Raw genomic sequence first — 16,499 nt, 5'->3', positions numbered from 1 at the left:
GAGTGACATGGCCCTTTTCACCACCGGCGAGGCCGTCGCCGTAGAACTGCCCATCGCGCGCATCCCCACCCGGGCCGCGGCGTTCCTGCTCGACCTGATGATCCAGTTGATCTTCGGGACCGCGGTGTTCTTCTTCTGCCTGTGGGTGCTGTTCCTGTGGGGCGCGGATTCGGCGTGGATCTCCACCATGCTGGTGGTCGTGCTGACGCTGACGCTGATCGGCTATCCGGTGCTCAGCGAAACCCTCTCGCGCGGAAGGTCGCTCGGCAAGATGGCGCTCGGCCTGCGGGTGGTGCGCGCGGACGGCGGTCCGACCGACTTCCGGCACGCGGTCACCCGCGGTCTGGCGGGCATCGTGGACTTCTGGATTCTGGGCACCGGGTTGATCGCGGTCGTGGTGTCGCTGTGCTCGCCGAACGCCCGCCGCATCGGCGACGCGCTCGCGGGCACCGTGGTGGTGCACGATCGCAGTCGGTTGCCGTTCGCCGCGCTGGTACTGCCGCCGCCGTGGTTGCAGGGCTGGGCGCGCCAGCTCGATCTGACCGGGCTCTCCGATGAGCTCGCGGTCTCGGTGCGCCAGTATCTGACTCGCTTCCGCACCCTCACGCCCGTGGCGCAGGATCAGCTGGGCCGTGCCCTGGTGGTCACGGTTTGCGCGCGGCTGCACACCCCGCCGCTCAATGGCTATCCGCCCGTGCAGATTCTGGGCGCGGTGCTCGCCGAGCGCCAGCGCCGTTCCTTCCCGCCTCCGCCCAAGCCGGACACCAAGGCATTCCAGCGGGCGGCCTGACCAGCGCGCGAATTACATTGCGCCCGTTTGCTTGAGCTCCAGGTATTCGTCGGCGAGCGCGCCCGGCAGCCGGTCGGGGGAGTCCGAGATGACGCGGATGCCCATGCGGCGCAGGGTTTCCCGGGCCACCGCGTGCTCGGCGATGACGTTCTCGGCGGCGGCCGCGGTGTAGAGGTCGTCCAGTGCGGAGCGGCGGGTGGCGGCGGCCGCGATATCCGGATCGGTGACCGCGACGATCAGCACGCGGTGCCGGTCGGCCAGGATCGGCAGCACCGGGAGCAGGCCCTCCTGCACGGTGGCGGCATCGAGGTGGGTGAACCAGACGACCAGGCTGCGGCGGCGGGCGCGCTGCAATGTGGTGCGCAGCAGACCCTGATAGTCGGTATCTGCCAATTGCGGTGTGACGCCCGCGAGCGCGTGCATGAGCTTGAGCTGCAGGCGTTTTCCGCCGATGCCGCGCACTTCGGCGCGCAGCGCGTTGTCGTAGGCGAGCAGATCCACCGAATCGCCGCCCGCGGCGGCGAGTCCGCCGAGCAGCAGCGCGGCCTCGATGGTGGCGTCCAGGCGGGTGCCGTCGCCGACGCGGCCCGCGCTCACCCGGCCGGTATCGAGCAGCATGACCACGTGCCGGTTGCGTTCGGGCCGCCAGGTGCGCACCAGCACGTCATTGGCGCGCGCGGTGGCCCGCCAGTCGATGGTGCGCACATCGTCGCCCGCGACGTATTCGCGGAAGGAATCGAATTCGGTGCCCTGTCCGCGCCGGTTGGTGGTGTTGCGGCCCTCGAGATGTTGCAGCTGACGGACTTTGGAGGCGAGCAGCTTCTCACTCCGGAACGGCGGCAGTGCGCGCAACCGGGCCGGGACGGTGCGGCGCGTCTGGCGTCCGGCGATGCCGAGCGGGCCGAGCAGGCGCACGGTGACCGGACCGGCCACCCGATCGCCCCGATACTCCGGGGTGAGTTCGGTGTGCAGCCGAATCCTGGTGTTGGGCGGCAGTTTCAGCGCGTGCGTGCGATTGCGGGCCTGTGCGCTGTTCGGCCAGTCGTCCCACAGCGTGCCGCGCAGGGTGCGGTCGCCGGTGTTCAGCGCGGTGAGTTCCACCTCGGCGGTGCGCCCGGTGCGCACCGTGGTGAGGGGATCGCGCGAAAGTTCCAGCGCCCCGGGCGAACCCAGCAGCAGGACGTCCAGCAGTACCAGCGCCACCAGTACCGCGGTCGCGCCGAGCAGTCCCGCCCAGGAGGGCAGGACGAAGGTGACGAGGAGTGCGGCGGCGCCCGCCGCGATGGCCAGCCGGCCGGTGACGACCACGACTACACCGGAACCGGGACGGACATCAGCAGGGACGCCATCACCCCTTCGGCGGTGACGCCCTCCACCTCGTGTTCGGGCCGCAGTTGCAGGCGATGCCGGAGCACCGTCGTGGCAACGGCTTTCACATCGTCGGGGGTGACGTAACCGCGCCCGTTCAACCAGGCGAAGGCGCGCGCCGCCGCCATCAGCGCGGTCGCGCCGCGGGTGGACGCGCCGTGCGCGACGGCGGGGGAGGTGCGCGTGGCGCGGCACAGGTCGACCGTGTACGCGAGCACTTCGGGACTCAATGTCACCTGGGCGACGGCCTTGCGGGCGGCGGCGATGTGCTCGGGTCCGGCGACCGGCCGCAGTCCGGCGGCGTCCAGATCGCGCGGATCGAAGCCCGCCGCATGGCGTTGCAGAATCCGGAATTCGTCTTCGCGCCCGGGCAATTGGACGTCGACCTTGAACAGGAACCGGTCCAGCTGCGCCTCCGGCAGCGGATAGGTGCCCTCCTGTTCGATGGGGTTCTGGGTGGCGATCACCACGAACGGATCGGGCAGCGGCCGGGGCACGCCGTCCACCGAAACCTGGCGCTCCTCCATCGATTCCAGCAGCGCGGACTGGGTTTTCGGTGGGGTGCGGTTGATTTCGTCGGCGAGCAGCAGGTTCGTGAAGACGGGACCGCTGCGGAAGGTGAACTCGGCCGAATGCGGATCGTAGATCTGTGATCCGGTGACATCGCCGGGCATCAGGTCCGGGGTGAACTGGATGCGGCTGTGCTGCAGGTCCAGCGCCTTGGCCAGGGCGCGCACCAGCAGCGTCTTGGCCACGCCCGGAACGCCTTCCAGCAGTACGTGACCCTGGCACAGCAGTGCCAGCACCAGGTACATGACCGCCTGGTCGTTGCCGACGACAGCCTTGCCGATCTCGGCGCGCAGGGCGAGCAGCGCCTGCTGGGCCTGTTCGGGCGTCGGCGCGTGATTGGTGTCCATCACGACGACGGCTGTGGGCTCTGATCCGGTCACAAGACCTCCGCTTCGATCCATTCGAGTTGTGCGGCCACGAGTTCCAGCGTGCCCCGGTCCGGGACCGGGTCGTACAGTGCGGCCCGCAGCATGGCCGGGTCGGCGTGCAGGCGTGCGGCCAGGGGCGCGATCACCAGCTCGGGCAGGGTTTCGGCGGTGATGCCGAGGGTCGGGCGCAGCCGCCGCAGGGTGGCCGCCCGCAGCTTCGCCGCCACATGGTCGTGGTCGCGGGATTTGCGGTACAGCCCGGCCTGTCCGGCCAGCACCTCGTTGGCGGGCGCTTCCACGGGCAGCGGTTCGCGCACCACCGCGCCACGGCGGCGGCCGCGCCACCACAGCACCGCACCCCACGCGATGAGCAACTGCGCACCGCCGAAGGCCGCCCACGCGGGCAGGCGTTCGAAGATGGAGTCGTCGCCTTCGCCGAAGTTCGGCGGATGCCGGGGTGTCGGCGGCGGTTTCGACGTCGACGGCGGTGGTGTGTAGGGCGTGTTGTCGTGATGCTCCGGCGGCGAGGGCGGCGGCGGACTGATATGCGTCACCAGATAGACCAGCACCACGATGCCGAGCAGTGCGCCCAGCACCGCCCAGAATCGCCAATCCCGCAGCAGCGCGGGCAATTCGAGGGGTTCGCGTTCCTTCTTCTCACGCGCGCCCCGCTGCTTCCTGGTCTTGCGGCGCTGTTCGGTGATCTCGGCGGGCGCGTTCTTGGGCGGCGGCGCGACCGAGAATTGATCGGCCTGTTCCAGCCGTCGATACTCGGCCTCCGCGCCGGGGCGGCCGCCGTACACGATCTCATCGAAACTGTGTGCGGCCGCGGGCAATTCGACGGTCTCGCCGGGGAGCGCGCTGGTCGCGGCCTGCGCGGTCTCGCGGGCGGTGCGGGCGCGCTGCTCCTCGAGAATGCCGCGCTGTTCCAGACCGCGGGTGACCGCGCGATACCGCTCGCGCAGCGCGGTGCCGAAATCCGCGCGCCGGGCGGCGTCCTCCGCGGCGGCCAGATGCGCGGCAGCAGGCCCGAGCGCGGGTTCCGGCGGTGGTCCGAAGTGGTTGTGCGGCAGGGGAGTGCTCACGGCCGGGCCTCCCCGGGGATCTTGATATCCCAGCCCTCGCGGCGGCAGCGGCGGTCGACGTAGGCGACGACCTGGGCGGAGGATTCCACCATTTCGGCGAGTGCGACGAAGAGCAGTCCGGCGGTGATGAGCAGGACGGTGACCGCCCAGCGCCGGGTGCCGGTGATGCCCGCCGCGAATTGCGGCAGCGCGAGCAGCGGCACGATCAGCACCAGCAGCAGTCCGCGCAGATAGAGCAGTACGCCCACCAGCTGCCAGTCGGTGCCGGATATCAGCAGTTTCGAGCGCAGCGTGGCGATCCGGTACGTGGTGTTTTCCTCGAAAATGGCCGGGACGGTGGCGAATCGGCGGGCCCGCAGCCACAGCAGCCAGACCACCGCGAACGGCGCGGTGAACATCAGCGGTGCGCCCAGCGCGAGCACGCAGACCCCGATGAGCGTGTACATGGCCGAATACCCCAGCAGCGGACCGGCTTCGGCGGATAACCGGCCCAGCGCCGCCCGCCAGCTCAGCGGCTGCCGGTGCACCACCGCGAGTCCCATCGGCACGGTGAAACCGCGCACGAACAGGCGCAATACCCAGGCGGCGATCAGGGTGGTCAGCAGTGCGCCCCAGAAGGTGCCGCTGTCCGAATCACCGGTGGCGACCGAGACGAAGACGGTGACGCCGACCGAAATAGCGGCCGCGATCGCGACGGCCACCCCGAAGACGGCGGCGAAGGTGGCGATCCGCGCCTGGATCACCGCGAATGGCAGATCCAGCAGTTCACGGAACTGCACGGGTCGGATCGGGACCGTCGCCGGTTCGGTGTGCGGTTCCCCCACCGACCCGGCCGACGGACCGACTGAATCGGCGGCGGCGGGCAACACGGACCTACTGTAACCGCCGGGTGCCCCGTGGTCGCTCCATGTTTATGCGCCGAGCAGCCGTGCCACGACCTGGCGGTACAGGGCGGGGTCGACGGGCGGCATGCCGAGCAGTGCGCGCAGGTAGACGCCGTCGCCGACGAGCCGGACGATTTCCGCTTTGACCGGATCGCGTATTTCATTGTCCAGCGCGGTTTTCCAGCCGCTCATCATTTCGGCGAGCGCCCGATCCGCCTCGTCGGCGGCGGTGTCCTGGGGGCCGTCGACGGTGCGCATGGCGGCCAGCATGGAGCGGTACAGCGCGAGCTCCAGAGCGTCGGAGTCATTGTCGGGGTGCGGGGTCTGCAGATACCACTCGGCGACCGATTCGCCCTGTGCGACGGCACTGTTCAACTGCTGGTCGGCGCGTTCGCCGAGGCGGCGGACCAATCCGGCGAGCAGCGCGTCCTTGCTTTTGAAGTGATAGAGCAGTCCGCCCTTGGAGACGCCTGCCGCCGCCGCGACGCTTTCCAGCGTCACCTGGGACATGCCCTTGTCGAGCAGCAGGGTTTCGAGCGCGTCGAGGATCCGGTTGCGGGTGCCCGCCGGATCGCGAGGGGTTGTCACGGTGCATCACTGTACGGCGAATTGGTCATACTCACGCTGCATAACTGTACCGTCCGGACGGTAAGTCTGTTACTGTACCGTCCAGACGGTTCAACTCTGGAAGAGAAAGCTCCCATGGCCACCCACACCTCCGCCCGATCCGGACCCGGATCAGAGGCGGATCCCAGCGTCAACGACCCCCGGCCCGCCACCGCGCGCCGGGATTCCGGCATGCCCGCCACCCCGGATTCGGCTGCGGCGCTCACGGCCGAGATTGGTTCGGATCGCGCGTCCCTGCGCGATTGGGCCGGGCTCGGCGTGCTCGCGCTGGCCCTGCTGCTGGTCTCGGTCGATGCCACCGTGCTCGATCTCGCGGTGCCCGCCATTTCCGGCGATCTCGCGCCGACCACGCCGCAGCTGCTGTGGATCATCGACGTCTACTCGTTCGTGCTGGCCGGTCTGCTCATCACCATGGGCACGCTCGGCGATCGCATCGGGCGTCGGCGGCTGCTGCTGATCGGCGCGGCCGGATTCGGTCTCGCCTCCGCGGTCGCGGCCTGGTCGGTGAGCCCCGAAATGCTCATCGCCGCACGCGTTCTGCAGGGTGTCGCCGGTGCGACGCTGATGCCCGCCACGCTGGGTCTGATCCGATCCATGTTCACCAACGCGCGCCAGCGCACCCTCGCCATTTCGGTCTGGGGTGCGATGGCGGGTTCGGGTGCGGCCATGGGTCCGCTGCTGGGCGGCTGGCTGCTGGAGCATTTCTGGTGGGGTTCGGTGTTCCTGGTGAACCTGCCGGTGATGGCGCTGCTCATCGTGCTCGGACCGCTGCTGGTGCCGGAGTCGAAGGATCCGAATCCGGGCCGCTTCGACCTGATGAGCGCGGGCCTGTCCATGCTGGCCCTGATCCCGATCGTGTACGCGGTCAAGGAGTTCGCCGCGCACGGACCGGCGCTGAATCAGCTGATCGCGGGTGTGATCGGTGTGGTCGCGGGTGTGGTGTTCATTCGCCGCCAGCGCGGGCTGACCGATCCGCTGATCGATCTGGAGCTGTTCCGGCTGCCGCCGTTCCGGGCCGCGGTGCTGACCAATCTGCTGTCCATCTTCGCGCTGGCCGGTGTGCTGTTCTTCGGTTCGCAGTATCTCCAGCTGGTGCTGGGGCGCGCGCCGTTGCAGGCGGGTCTGCTGTTGATCCCGGGCACGTTCGGCAGTATGGCCGGTTCATTGCTGGCGGCGTGGCTGGTCGGTCGCTGGCGTCCGGTGAGCGTGCTGTGCGGTGCGCTGGTGACGGCCGCGGCGGGTGCGTCCCTGTTCTGGCTGCTGGAAGCCGATCCGTCGGCGTCGGTGCTGCCGTTCATGATCGGATTCCTGTTGATCGGCCTGGGTGTCGGTGTGGCGCTGACGGTTTCGGCCGACATGATCATCACCACCGCTCCGGCCGAGCGCGCGGGCAATGCCGCAGCCATTTCGGAGACGGCGCTGGAAGCCGGTGTGGCGCTTGGCGTCGCGGTGCTGGGCAGCGGTGTGATGGCCGCGTTCCGGCACGGCCTGGACCTGTCCGCGGTTCCGGCCGCGCACACCGATGCGGCGCGGGAATCCCTGGGCGGTGCGGTGGAAACCGCACGCTCCCTCGGCGAACCGGCGTCGAGCTCACTGCTGGAGGCCGCGCACGGCGCGTTCGTGGACGGCATCCATCTCGCGGCCACGGGCACCACGCTGATCCTGTTGGTCACGGCGGTCATCACGTACCGTGCCGCGACGAGCAAGCGCAAGGCGCGTAGCAACTGAAAAAGGCTGTGGCCCGGCTGTTTCCGTGTTCAACGTGAAACATGCCGGGCCACAGCCCTGTTCGCAGGTCCTACTGATCCTTGGCGGGCGGCAGTTCGCGCGGGCCGCGATATTCCAGTTCCGGGTTGTACCGGCCGGGGATCGCGCCCTGATGCGGCGCGGCGGGCAGCGGATATCCGGGCTCGACGACCTGACCCTGCGGCAGCGCACCGTAATTCGGGTACTGCTGCTGATACGGCTGATCGACCACCTGCGAGGCGACGCGCTGCGCGTACACCTGCTGCGGCGCACCCGGCGGCAACTGGTACCCGTACTGCGGTTGCTGCTGATACATCTGCTGCTGCGCCTGCGCCGCGGAATCCGAGGAATCCACCGTCACCTTGCGGGTCCGCTTGAGCGTGAAGGTGATCTCCTCCGCCTCCTCGAACGCCTGCCGCACGGTGCGCAGCGGATGCGTGGCGGTATCGATGGCATTGGCCACGAAGGACGGCACCAGCGGCCGGATCCAGCGGGCGGCGGTATCGGTGAACGGCACCGTCCCGATGATCGGAAGTTCCAGTCCGCCACCCTTGTTCGCGGGTGCGGGCTGCGGTGCGGGTGCGGGCACCAGTGCCCCGCCCGGGCCGATCGGCGCGAGTCCGCCGCCCTGGCCGAGCTGGGCGGGCAGGTTCGGCGTCGGTGTCACAATCCCCTCCTGGGACACGGAGTCGTCCTTTCGGACCGCGGCCGGAAGCTCATGCTGTGCGGCCCGGTCGAATTCGTCGATGGCGCGCTGTTGCGCGGGTTCGGTGATGCCGATCTGGAAATTGCCGATGGCCGCGATGATGCGGGTGCGCTGGCGCTCCCGGTCGATGGCGGTATCGGCGTGCAGCGCCAGTTTCGCGGCGGTGAGCTGTTGTTCGGCGCGCAGTTTCTCGGCTTCGACGCGGACCTGCGCCTGGGTTTCCGCGATGGCGACCTCGGCGGCCTGTTCGACCCGGTCGGTGGCGGTGCGGGTGGCGATATCGCGGTCGAAAGCCGTTTCGCCGCGCCAGAATCGGAGCAGCAGCGGCAGTAGCGCGAGCACGATCAGCAGCAGTGCCACGGCCAGGCGCAGCACGAACGGCCCGGCGTGATCGGTGGTGTGGTCGTTCATGGCGACCCAGCGCGCGCCGAGTCCGCGATCGCCGTCGGTGTAGGCGTCGGCGCGGGCGGTGCCGAGCGCCTTGTCCTTATCGCCGACCTTGGTGTCGAGTCCGTCGATCTTGGCGCGCGCGGCGGTGAGCTGCGCCCGCGAATCGTCGAGCATCTGCAGCGCGGTGCGGGCCTCCGCGCCGTATCCGGGCACCCGGGTGATGCGGGTCGCCGGGCACTGCGGGTCCGGATTGGTCTCGCAGCGCGCGATCACCAGTGCGGTGTCGACATCGGTCTGTGCCTTGGCGATCTGCTGATCCAGGTCCTTGCGATCGGCGCGGGCCTGGTCGAGTTCGGTGCGCGCGGTGATCACGGCGGGCGCGGATTCGACTCCGCGCCGGGAGGTTTCGTCGAGTAGCCGGTTCACGGTGCCGCCGAACAGGACGGTGCAGGCCAATTCGGCGATGACGATGCCGACGAGTACGGCCACTCCGGCGCGGGCGCCGAATTCGGTTCGTGCCCGGCGGCTTTCACCGCGCGCGGGTGTCGACGCGGTGGCCAGCGTGCGAGATACCGCCCCCACCAACAGGGTTGCGATCAGGGCGACCACGATCACTGCGGCCAAGGGCCATTGCGCCGCGCTCGTGGCCAGTGCGGTGATTACCCCGGCTGTCAGCGCGAACAACGCCACCACGGCACCGGTAACCGAATACCCCGTGCGCTCGTGCCGATCGGTGACCCCCGCGTGCGCTCCGCCGAGCCAGGTGAGCAGAACGGTCATGGGAGCTCACATCCTCTAAGTCCCAGGCTTATTCGGGTTCTCTAAACCGTGGCTGATTCGTTGTTTCAGCGTGACAGGAAGGGGGCGGTTACACCGAGTGTGGTGGCTGTGATGTGTCCAGCCTCACATCTGACGGCTTCCCAGCCGTGACGTGGCATTGATCACGCAGGTATCGGCCGCAGAATCCCTGAAGTAGTGACTTACCGCATATTCACTGTTTGCCAGACGTGTGCCAAATCCCACGTTTAAGAAAGATTCCGTACGGTCGGATCATTGCATTGGCTTGTCGCCCGGACCTCCGAACCGCTTCCCGGAGGTCTCCGGAGAATTAGCCGCAGCACGCCCGGTTTGCCGGATGCCCTTGTGGGGAAGTCTGTTTCATTGCAGGTAGGAGGCTGTCCCGGGGCCGCGTCGGGGCGCCCGGCCACCTCCCTCGCGCGCGCGGAGAACTATGGGCAAGTCAACTGCGGGTCCCCCGCATGCCTGCTTTACACTGGACAACGCGCAGGTACTGGAGGATCGATGAAGAAGCCCAGCTAGACGCTGGTATTAGTGCAACCTAAGTTGGTTGGGCTCGAGTCCTGACTTATCGTTTGCTCTTACGCCGGATGCGACAAGTTCGGCATATCGCCCCATACCGTCCAGAGGCCCGATCGGTGCTCAGCGTAATAGGCGAGAACGGCGCGGTTGGTAGCTAACACGTAAGCGTTCGGTTACCGCCGAGCACCCGACGAAAAATCGAAACGGGTGAAAACAACTGGAGAGTTGACTGCACGGGACGACCATCAGCGCCGCTGGTCTCCGAACCGCCTGGGCGCAGTCTGACGGAGGCGTTCGACGAAGGCCGCAATTCTTCGAAGGCCTGTTTTTTGTGAAGGCAGAGGCATGACGCAACTTCCCGGCCACAGGTCCCCCACCGGCGGTGCCGGCTATGGGCACGGACCCCGCGGGCTCTATGACCCGGCGAATGAACACGACGCCTGTGGCGTCGCATTCGTCGTCGACATGCACGGCCGTCGTAGCCGCGACATCGTCGACAAGGCTATTACCGCCCTGCTGAACCTGGAGCACCGCGGCGCCGCGGGTGCCGAACCCAACTCCGGTGACGGTGCGGGCATCCTGATTCAGCTCCCGGACAAGTTCTTCCGTGCGATCGTCGACTTCGACCTTCCCGCCGAAGGCTCCTACGCCACGGGTATCGCCTTCCTTCCGCAGGCTCGCCGCGAGGCCGCTCGCGCCGGATACGGCGTCGAGAAGATCGTGCGCGAAGAGGGCCTCGAGGTCCTGGGCTGGCGCGAGGTCCCGATCGACGAATCCTCGCTCGGTGCGCTGTCCCGCGACGCCATGCCCACCTTCCGGCAGATCTTCATCGCCTCGCCGAAGGACGCCGCCGAGCAGCTCTCCGGTATGGATCTGGAGCGCCGCGTCTACGTCATCCGCAAGCGCATCGAGCATCAGCTCGGCAAAGCGGGCGCCGGTGAAGGCAGCGTCGGCAAGGAATCGGTGTACTTCCCGAGCCTTTCCGGTCAGACCTTCGTCTACAAGGGCATGTTCACCACGCCGCAGCTGCGCGCCTTCTACCTGGATCTCCAGGATGATCGCGTGGAGTCGGCGCTGGGCATCGTGCACTCGCGCTTCTCCACCAACACCTTCCCGTCCTGGCCGCTGGCGCACCCCTTCCGCCGCGTCGCCCACAACGGCGAGATCAACACCGTCTCCGGTAACGAGAACTGGATGCGGGCCCGCGAGGCGCTGCTGAAGTCGAACGCCTTCGGCATCGACTCCGAGGGCAACAACCGCCTGGAGAAGATCTTCCCGGTCTGCACCCCCGGCGCGTCCGACACCGCTCGCTTCGACGAGGTGCTCGAACTGCTGCACCTGGGCGGCCGCAGCCTCCCGCACGCCGTGCTCATGATGATCCCGGAGGCGTGGGAACGCCACGAGTCCATGGATCCGGCCCAGCGCGCCTTCTACCGCTACCACTCGTTCCTGATGGAGCCGTGGGACGGCCCGGCCTCGGTGGCCTTCACCGACGGCCGCTTCGTCGGCGCGGTGCTGGACCGCAACGGTCTGCGCCCCGGCCGCATCTGGGTCACCGAGGACGGCCTGGTCGTGATGGCCTCCGAGGTCGGCGTGCTCGACATCGACCCGTCCACCGTGGTGCAGAAGACCCGTTTGCAGCCCGGCCGCATGTTCCTGGTCGACACCGAACAGGGCCGCATCATCAGCGATGACGAGGTCAAGTCGACGCTGGCGAACGAGCACCCGTACCAGGAGTGGCTGGACAACGGCCCGACCAAGCTGTCGGACCTGCAGGACCGCCCGCACGTGCACATGTCGCACGACCGCGTGCTGATCCGCCAGCAGATCTTCGGATACTCCATCGAAGAGCTGAACCTGCTGATCTCGCCGATGGCGCAGACCGGCGGCGAAGCGCTCGGCTCGATGGGCACCGACACCCCGATCGCGGTGCTGTCGGCGCGTCCGCGCCTGCTGTTCGACTACTTCTCGCAGCTGTTCGCGCAGGTCACCAACCCGCCGCTGGATGCCATCCGCGAAGAGGTGGTCACCTCGCTGCGCAGCATGATCGGCCCCGAGGACGATCTGCTGAACCCGGGCCCGGACTCCTGTCGTCAGATCACCCTGACCCAGCCGATTCTGGACAACGACGAGCTCTCCAAGCTCGTGCACATCAACGATGACGGCTCGCGCCCCGATCTGCGTTCGGTCGTCGTGCACGGCCTGTACCCGGTCAAGAAGGGCGGCAAGGGGCTGCGCAAGGCCATCGAGGCTGTGCAGCAACAGGTTTCGACCGCCATCGACGGCGGCGCGCGCATCATCATCCTGTCCGACCGCGAATCCAACGAGAAGCTGGCGCCGATCCCGTCGCTGCTGCTCACCGCGGCCGTCCATCACCACCTGGTGAAGGAGCGCACCCGCACCCAGGTCGGCCTGGTCGTGGAGGCCGGTGACGCCCGCGAGGTGCATCACATGGCGCTGCTCGTCGGTTTCGGCGCGGCCGCCATCAACCCCTACATGGCCTTCGAGTCCATCGAGGACATGCTGGAGCGCGGTCAGCTGCAGATGCCGGGCAGCACCGGCGATCATGCCGAGGACTTCAAGAAGGCCGTCTACAACTACAACAAGGCCGCCGGCAAGGGTGTGCTGAAGGTGATGTCCAAGATGGGCATCTCCACCATCGCCTCCTACCGCGGCGCCCAGCTGTTCCAGGTCGTGGGCCTGTCGCAGGAACTGGTGGACGAGTACTTCACCGGTCTGCGCTCGCCGCTGGACGGTATCGGCCTCGACGACATCGCGGCCGAGGTCGCCACCCGGCACAAGGTCGCGTTCCTGGAGAACCGCAATGAGCGCGCGCACCGCGAGCTCGAGGTCGGCGGCGAATACCAGTGGCGGCGCGAGGGCGAATACCACCTGTTCAACCCGGACACGGTGTTCAAGCTGCAGCACGCCACCCGCTCGGGCCAGTACAAGGTCTTCAAGGAGTACACCAAGCTCGTCGACGATCAGTCGGAGCGCTTGGCCTCGCTGCGCGGCCTGTTCCAGTTCAAGTCCAAGGGCCGCAACCCGATTCCGCTGGACGAGGTCGAACCCGCCAGCGCGATCGTGAAGCGTTTCTCGACCGGTGCGATGAGCTACGGCTCCATCTCGGCCGAGGCGCACGAGACCCTGGCCGTGGCCATGAACCGGCTCGGCGGCCGCTCCAATTCCGGTGAGGGCGGCGAGCATCCGGCCCGCTTCGAGCCGGAGGAGAACGGCGACTGGCGTCGGTCCGCGATCAAGCAGGTGGCCTCGGGCCGCTTCGGCGTGACCGCGCACTACCTGACCAACTGCACCGATATCCAGATCAAGATGGCCCAGGGCGCGAAGCCGGGCGAGGGCGGCCAGCTGCCCGCGCACAAGGTGTACCCGTGGGTCGCCGAGGTCCGGCATTCGACTCCGGGCGTGGGTCTCATTTCCCCGCCGCCGCACCACGACATCTACTCGATCGAGGATCTGGCGCAGCTGATCCACGACCTGAAGAACGCGAACCCGCAGGCGCGGATTCACGTGAAACTTGTCGCGGAGCCCGGCGTCGGCACCGTCGCCGCGGGTGTGTCCAAGGCGCACGCGGACGTGGTGCTGATCTCCGGTCACGACGGCGGCACCGGCGCTTCGCCGCTGACCTCGCTCAAGCACGCGGGCGGTCCCTGGGAGCTCGGCCTGGCCGAGACCCAGCAGACGCTGCTGCTCAACGGTCTGCGCGACCGCATCGTGGTGCAGGTCGACGGTCAGATGAAGACCGGCCGCGATGTCATGATCGCCGCGCTGCTGGGCGCCGAGGAGTACGGTTTCGCGACCGCTCCGCTGGTGGTCTCGGGCTGCATCATGATGCGCGTGTGCCACCTCGACACCTGCCCGGTCGGCGTCGCCACCCAGAACCCTGTTCTCCGTGAGCGTTTCACCGGTAAGCCGGAGTTCGTCGAGAACTTCATGCTCTACATCGCCGAAGAGGTGCGCGAACTGCTCGCTTCGCTGGGGCTGCGCACGCTCGACGAGGCCATCGGCCGCGTCGACCTGCTCGACACCACGCAGGCCAAGGAGCACTGGAAGGCCGCCAAGCTGGATCTGTCCCCGATCCTCGACGATGTCGAGACGGCGTTCATGATGCAGGACCGCCGCAACACCAAGGGCCAGGACCACGGTCTGGACAAGGCCCTGGACAACCAGCTCATCGCGCAGGCCGCGGATGCGCTGGAGCGCGGTAAGCCGGTCAAGTTCGACACCAAGATCACCAACGTGAACCGGACCGTCGGCACCATGCTCGGCCACGAGGTGACCAAGCTGTACGGCGGCGTCGGCCTGCCGGACAACACCATCGACATCACGTTCACCGGTTCCGCCGGTAACTCGTTCGGTGCGTTCGTCCCGGCCGGTATCACCCTGCGCGTGCACGGCGACACCAATGACTATGTCGGCAAGGGTCTTTCGGGTGGGCGCATCATCGTGCGGCCGTCCCTGGACGTGCCGGAGGAGTTCGTCGCGGAGCGGAACATCATCGCGGGCAACGTGATCCTGTTCGGCGCGACCAGCGGTCAGGCCTTCATCCGCGGTGTGGCCGGCGAGCGCTTCAGCGTCCGCAACTCGGGCGCGACCGCGGTGGTCGAGGGTGTGGGCGACCACGCCTGCGAGTACATGACCGGTGGCAAGGTGGTCATCCTCGGCGAGACCGGCCGTAACTTCGGCGCGGGCATGTCCGGCGGTATCGCCTACATCTACAACCCGAACGGCACCTTCGAGAAGAACCTCAACGGTGAACTGGTCGACCTCGAGCAGCTCTCCGCCGAGGAGACCTCGTGGCTGCGGGACACCATCTCCCAGCACCGCGACGAGACCGGTTCGGCTGTCGCGGAACGCATCCTGGGCGACTGGTCGCAGCAGGTGAACCATTTCGTGAAGGTCATGCCGCGGGACTACAAGAAGGTCCTGCTGGCCATCTCGGAGGCCGAGAAGGCCGGCCGCGATGTCGACGCGGCGATCATGGAGGCCGCTCGTGGCTGACATGACCTGCACCGCATTTGTTGGGTGCGCCGTGTTCGGCGCGAAAGTTGGAGTCGTAAATGGGTGACGCACAGGGCTTCCTGAAGCACACGAGTCGGGAACTGCCGAAGCGCCGTCCGGTCGAACTGCGCCTGCTGGACTGGAAAGAGGTCTACGAGGAGAAGTTCTCCCACGAGACGCTCCAGAAGCAGGCCAGCCGCTGCATGGACTGCGGTATCCCCTTCTGCCACAACGGTTGTCCGCTCGGGAACCTGATTCCCGAATGGAATGACCTGGTGTACAAGGGTTCCTGGAAGGAATCGTTCGACCGGCTGCACGCCACGAACAACTTCCCGGAGTTCACCGGCCGCCTCTGCCCCGCGCCCTGCGAGGCGTCCTGTGTCCTGGGCATCAACCAGGATCCGGTGACGATCAAGCAGGTCGAGGTCGAGATCATCGAGAACGGTTTCGACGAGGGCTGGGTCACCCCGGTGTACCCGACCCGTCTGACCGGCAAGAAGGTCGCCGTCGTCGGCTCCGGCCCGGCCGGTCTGGCCGCCGCACAGCAGCTGACCCGCGCCGGTCACACCGTGACCGTGTTCGAGCGTGACGACCGCATCGGCGGCCTGATGCGCTACGGCATCCCGGAATTCAAGATGGAGAAGCGCTTCATCGATCGCCGGATCGCGCAGATGGAAGCCGAAGGCACCGTCTTCAAGACCAGCGTGAACGTGGGCGTGGACATCACCGCCGATCAGCTGCGCGAGCGTTTCGACGCCGTGGTGCTGTCCGGTGGCGCGACCATCGCGCGTGATCTGCCCATCCCGGGCCGCGATCTGGACGGCATCCATCAGGCGATGGAGTTCCTGCCGCTGGCCAACCGCGTGCAGCTGGGCGATCCGATCACCGATGAGGACGGCCTGCCGCGCATCAACGCGCGCGGTAAGAAGGTCATCATCATCGGCGGCGGCGACACCGGCGCGGACTGCCTGGGCACCTCGCACCGTCAGGGTGCGGAGTCGGTCCACCAGTTCGAGATCATGCCGCGCCCGCCCGAGGAGCGCGCCGGTTCCACCCCGTGGCCGACCTACCCGCTCATGTACCGGGTCGCCTCGGCGCACGAGGAGGGCGGCGAGCGCCTGTTCTCCGTCAACACCGAGCGTTTCGTCGGCGCCGACGGCAAGGTCACCGGGTTGCAGGCGCACGAGGTGTCGATGGTGAACGGCCGTTTCGAGAAGGTCGAGGGCACCGACTTCACGCTCGAGGCCGATCTGGTGCTGCTGTCCATGGGCTTCGTCGGACCGCAGAAGAACGGTCTGCTCGAGGGTCTGGGCGTGGGCTACGACCAGCGCGGCAACGTCAAGCGCGATAACGACTGGGCCACCACGGTTCCCGGCGTCTTCGTCGCCGGCGATATGGGCCGCGGTCAGTCGCTCATCGTGTGGGCCATCGCCGAGGGTCGCGCCTGCGCGTCCGCGGTCGACAAGTTCCTCGAGGGCGAGACGGCGCTGCCGTCCCCGATCCGCCCGACGGATGTCGCCCAGCGGTGATGTTCGTCCCAGTGTGAGCTGATATGCGAAGCGGGCGCCGGTGTTCGGTTGCGCGGCCCCCTTAGGATTGGCGATGTATCCGTAACGGTTTTTCGGC

General features: G+C 67.9%; 10 protein-coding genes. 4 read left to right on the top strand and 6 right to left on the bottom strand.

Annotated features, from left to right (window positions below; translation table 11 throughout):
* The first annotated feature begins 7 nt into the window (after positions 1–7).
* Entirely contained in the window at positions 8–790 is a 783-nt protein-coding gene (locus ACFC4D_RS45725; protein WP_375961561.1) for an RDD family protein, read from the top strand.
* A gap of 12 nt (positions 791–802) precedes the next feature.
* Here ACFC4D_RS45725 and ACFC4D_RS45720 read toward each other — a convergent pair whose 3' ends face one another.
* From ACFC4D_RS45720 to ACFC4D_RS45700, 5 genes are read right to left on the bottom strand one after another with little or no spacing between them, the layout of a single operon-like run.
* Entirely contained in the window at positions 803–2,098 is a 1,296-nt protein-coding gene (locus tag ACFC4D_RS45720; RefSeq protein ID WP_376073170.1) for a DUF58 domain-containing protein, read from the bottom strand.
* Between the two features lie 2 nt (positions 2,099–2,100).
* On the bottom strand, positions 2,101–3,075 hold the full coding sequence (locus ACFC4D_RS45715; RefSeq protein ID WP_376073195.1) for an AAA family ATPase: 975 nt from the start codon (positions 3,073–3,075) through the stop codon (positions 2,101–2,103).
* 29 nt (positions 3,076–3,104) lie between these two features.
* On the bottom strand, positions 3,105–4,181 hold the full coding sequence (locus ACFC4D_RS45710; protein WP_376073167.1) for a DUF4129 domain-containing protein: 1,077 nt from the start codon (positions 4,179–4,181) through the stop codon (positions 3,105–3,107).
* Positions 4,178–5,050 carry a hypothetical protein gene (locus ACFC4D_RS45705; protein ID WP_375961567.1) on the bottom strand — a complete coding sequence of 291 codons (873 nt, stop codon included), beginning with the start codon at positions 5,048–5,050 and terminating at the stop codon, positions 4,178–4,180. Before ACFC4D_RS45705 ends, ACFC4D_RS45710 begins: the two co-directional genes overlap by 4 nt.
* Positions 5,051–5,092: 42 nt before the next feature.
* Positions 5,093–5,653, bottom strand: coding sequence for a TetR/AcrR family transcriptional regulator (locus ACFC4D_RS45700; RefSeq protein WP_376073165.1), 561 nt, complete (start codon positions 5,651–5,653; stop codon positions 5,093–5,095).
* A 210-nt stretch (positions 5,654–5,863) separates the two neighbouring features.
* On the opposite strand from ACFC4D_RS45700, the gene ACFC4D_RS45695 reads away from it, so the two are divergent.
* On the top strand, positions 5,864–7,420 hold the full coding sequence (locus ACFC4D_RS45695; protein WP_376073192.1) for an MFS transporter: 1,557 nt from the start codon (positions 5,864–5,866) through the stop codon (positions 7,418–7,420).
* 70 nt (positions 7,421–7,490) lie between these two features.
* Here ACFC4D_RS45695 and ACFC4D_RS45690 read toward each other — a convergent pair whose 3' ends face one another.
* A complete protein-coding gene (locus ACFC4D_RS45690; protein ID WP_376073162.1) occupies positions 7,491–9,314 on the bottom strand; it encodes a DUF4407 domain-containing protein in 1,824 nt (607 codons plus the stop codon).
* Between the two features lie 885 nt (positions 9,315–10,199).
* On the opposite strand from ACFC4D_RS45690, the gene gltB reads away from it, so the two are divergent.
* Positions 10,200–14,873 carry a glutamate synthase large subunit gene (gene gltB / locus ACFC4D_RS45685; protein ID WP_375961575.1) on the top strand — a complete coding sequence of 1,558 codons (4,674 nt, stop codon included), beginning with the start codon at positions 10,200–10,202 and terminating at the stop codon, positions 14,871–14,873.
* 59 nt (positions 14,874–14,932) lie between these two features.
* The gene (locus tag ACFC4D_RS45680) at positions 14,933–16,402 is read left to right on the top strand and encodes a glutamate synthase subunit beta (protein WP_376073160.1); all 1,470 of its coding nucleotides are present in this window, start codon (positions 14,933–14,935) and stop codon (positions 16,400–16,402) included.
* The last annotated feature ends 97 nt before the right edge of the window (positions 16,403–16,499 follow it).

It is taken from the genome of Nocardia sp. NPDC056000 (assembly GCF_042269265.1).
Lineage (GTDB): Bacteria > Actinomycetota > Actinomycetes > Mycobacteriales > Mycobacteriaceae > Nocardia.
The sequence above is the reverse complement of the archived record's forward strand: the minus strand, read 5'-3'. Positions and strand labels throughout refer to the sequence as shown.

What these genes read in the sequence shown, in the direction of transcription:
- ACFC4D_RS45725 (WP_375961561.1), top strand. Translation starts at nt 8, where the DNA reads ATGGCCCTTTTCACCACCGGCGAGGCCGTCGCCGTAGAACTGCCCATC.
- ACFC4D_RS45715 (WP_376073195.1), bottom strand. Translation starts at nt 3,075, where the DNA reads ATGGACACCAATCACGCGCCGACGCCCGAACAGGCCCAGCAGGCGCTG.
- ACFC4D_RS45695 (WP_376073192.1), top strand. Translation starts at nt 5,864, where the DNA reads ATGCCCGCCACCCCGGATTCGGCTGCGGCGCTCACGGCCGAGATTGGT.
- ACFC4D_RS45690 (WP_376073162.1), bottom strand. Translation starts at nt 9,314, where the DNA reads ATGACCGTTCTGCTCACCTGGCTCGGCGGAGCGCACGCGGGGGTCACC.
- gltB (WP_375961575.1), top strand. Translation starts at nt 10,200, where the DNA reads ATGACGCAACTTCCCGGCCACAGGTCCCCCACCGGCGGTGCCGGCTAT.
- ACFC4D_RS45680 (WP_376073160.1), top strand. Translation starts at nt 14,933, where the DNA reads ATGGGTGACGCACAGGGCTTCCTGAAGCACACGAGTCGGGAACTGCCG.